This window comes from Salipiger sp. HF18, from assembly GCF_011806505.1.
GTDB lineage: Bacteria > Pseudomonadota > Alphaproteobacteria > Rhodobacterales > Rhodobacteraceae > Salipiger > Salipiger thiooxidans.
In genome coordinates, this window is record NZ_JAATOS010000553.1 from 1 (window position 1) to 2474 (window position 2474).

Genomic DNA, 2474 nt, shown 5'->3' on the forward strand with positions numbered 1-2474 from the left:
GTGCGCGGCATGTACCGGGGAACGCTGCCATGCCAAGGCTGAGCGGCGTCCTCCTGGTGCTGGCGGTGTCCGGCTGCTCGCTGCTGTCCCCGGTCGAGGAGAACTCCCTCGCCCGCGAGACCGCGGCGCAGGCGGTGGCGCCGGTGCTGGCGCGCATGGCGCCCGGGGTGCCGACCGAGCGGGCCGTGGCCTGCACGCTCGACTTTGCGAGCCGCGGCCAGATCGAGGCGCTGGCGATGAACAGCGCCCTGGCCCAGAACGAACTGACCGACGATATCGTGACCGATATCCTCTACAAGCGGGGCACCCGCGACTGCATGCGTGGTGGCCCGTTCTACTGGCTGCTCTACTAGGAGACGTTTCTTGCGCAAGATTCTGCTACCGATCCTCTTCCTTGCCGCCTGCTCCGCGGAAAGCCAGGACGAGATTGCGCGCTCCGCGGCCCGGTCGACCACGTCCAAGATCGTGGTCGAGCAATTCCCGGGCGTTCCGGTGCAGCCGGCCCTCGACTGCATCATCAACAATGCCACCGCGACGCAGATCTACGCGCTTGCGGCGGACAGCGTGACCGGTCCGACGGAAAGCACCGTGCAGATCGTCCGAGAGATCGTCTCGAAGCCCGAGACACTAACCTGCCTGGCGGCCGAGGGGCTGCCGGCCCTCATCCGATAGGAGAGCGACATGGTTCAATTCACACTCCCCAAGAACTCGAAGATCCGGACCGGCAAGACCTGGCCCAAGCCACAGGGCGCGACCAACGTCCGGGCCTTCAAGATCTATCGCTGGAACCCGGAGGACGGCGAGAACCCGCGCGTCGATACCTATTTCCTCGACATGGACAAGTGCGGCCCGATGGTTCTGGACGCGCTCATCAAGATCAAGAACGAGATCGACCCGACGCTGACCTTCCGCCGCTCCTGCCGCGAAGGCATCTGCGGCTCCTGCGCGATGAACATCGACGGCATCAACACGCTGGCCTGCATCTACGGTCTCGACGAGATCAAGGGCGACGTGAAGATCTACCCGCTGCCGCACATGCCCGTGGTCAAGGACCTGATCCCCGACCTGACGCATTTCTACGCGCAGCACGCCTCGATCATGCCGTGGCTCGAGACCAAGACCAACCGTCCCGAGAAGGAGTGGAAGCAGTCCATCGAGGACCGAAAGAAGCTCGACGGTCTCTATGAGTGCGTGATGTGCGCCTCGTGCTCGACCTCGTGCCCGAGCTACTGGTGGAACTCCGACCGCTATCTCGGCCCGGCTGCGCTGCTTCACGCCTACCGCTGGATCATCGACAGCCGCGACGAGGCCACCGGCGAGCGTCTCGACGCGCTCGAGGACCCGTTCAAGCTTTACCGCTGCCACACCATCATGAACTGCACCAAGACCTGCCCGAAAGGTCTGAACCCGGCGAAATCCATCGCCGAGATCAAGCGCATGATGCTGAACCGGCACGTCTGAGACGGTCCGTCCAACGACATCTCGACGCCGCGCTTTCCGCAAGCGCGGCGTCTTGCGTTCCAAAAGGGGCCTTCCAGCGGGGTAGGGGGCGATGACCCTGCGGAATCATGCAGGAACTGCAAAGCCCTGTTGCAGCATCGGGGGGTGTGCTGCGCTGCAGCAAAGGCTATCTAGACGTCCGAGGGGGGAAAGACGGACCGATACCGAAGGACCACCCGATGCAAGAGCAGACCAAATCGCAAATCGACGCCGCCGAGGCGCTTGCCATTCTCGAACAGGCCTATGCCTACTACCAGCCCGAACCCGTTCTCGTGCACGACACCGCCCGCGATGCGGACGAAGAGCCCGGCACCTGCGCCTACTACCAGGCCGCCTGAGGGCGTCCGGGGCGGAGCATCCGCCCTGCCGGCTGATGCCATGACACAGCGACCGATTTCCCGAGGCCGGCAATGATCTTTGCCGTCGGCCTCGTCGTCGCGTTCGTGATCCTGCTGCTCTACAACAGGAAACACCGGGACCGCAGGCTCTGCCGCTGGCGGGAATACCGCCAGGGCGATGTCTCGCGCTGGACCTGCATCCATTGCGGGGCCGAAACCGAAGGCAAGCGCGGCGAGCCGCCGCAACTGTGCCTGCGCGAACACGGCTGAGGCCGTCGCGCGAAAATTCTCCGAACCGCCCTGAAACGATCTTGATTGCGTGGTACTCCGGCGCCATATGCGCGTTCATAGACGCCAACGCACGCGCCTCTGTCGAGGTGGGGATCCTTCCCACGCGGTTACGTAGCGACGGTAACGTCTCCCTTGGAACTGAGCGGTCTGCGCCGGGAAACCGGAATGGCCGGGTCTGATTGGAGATGACCATGAACGCATACGTGACCGGGTTCGCTGCCCGTCAAACCCCTGTCTTTGCCGCCCCCGACCCGGAGACCGCACCGGAGCGCCCGCTCAGCCGCGCCGAGGCCTACGTGCGTGCGCACCGGTTCGAGCGCCCGACGCTGGTGATCGACACCCAGA

5 protein-coding genes are annotated in these 2474 nt (G+C 64.7%); all 5 read left to right on the forward strand.

Annotated features, from left to right (window positions below; genetic code table 11):
• The coding region (locus HC022_RS23970) for a hypothetical protein (RefSeq protein ID WP_368484726.1) at positions 1–353 on the forward strand (353 nt) is incomplete at its 5' end.
• 10 nt (positions 354–363) lie between these two features.
• Positions 364–672: a hypothetical protein gene (locus tag HC022_RS23975; protein WP_008883004.1), complete on the forward strand. Its 309-nt coding sequence runs from the start codon at positions 364–366 to the stop codon at positions 670–672.
• Positions 673–681: 9 nt separating this feature from the next.
• Positions 682–1461, forward strand: a complete 780-nt coding sequence (locus HC022_RS23980; protein ID WP_008883535.1) for a succinate dehydrogenase iron-sulfur subunit — start codon at positions 682–684, stop codon at positions 1459–1461.
• Between the two features lie 218 nt (positions 1462–1679).
• A complete protein-coding gene (locus tag HC022_RS23985) occupies positions 1680–1838 on the forward strand; it encodes a hypothetical protein (protein ID WP_008883465.1) in 159 nt (52 codons plus the stop codon).
• A 72-nt stretch (positions 1839–1910) separates the two neighbouring features.
• The gene (locus HC022_RS23990; protein ID WP_089958621.1) at positions 1911–2108 is read left to right on the forward strand and encodes a hypothetical protein; all 198 of its coding nucleotides are present in this window, start codon (positions 1911–1913) and stop codon (positions 2106–2108) included.
• Positions 2109–2474: the final 366 nt, after the last annotated feature.

Coding starts and splice junctions, on each gene's coding strand:
- HC022_RS23980 (WP_008883535.1), top strand. CDS start 682: ATGGTTCAATTCACACTCCCCAAGAACTCGAAGATCCGGACCGGCAAG.
- HC022_RS23985 (WP_008883465.1), top strand. CDS start 1,680: ATGCAAGAGCAGACCAAATCGCAAATCGACGCCGCCGAGGCGCTTGCC.
- HC022_RS23990 (WP_089958621.1), top strand. CDS start 1,911: ATGATCTTTGCCGTCGGCCTCGTCGTCGCGTTCGTGATCCTGCTGCTC.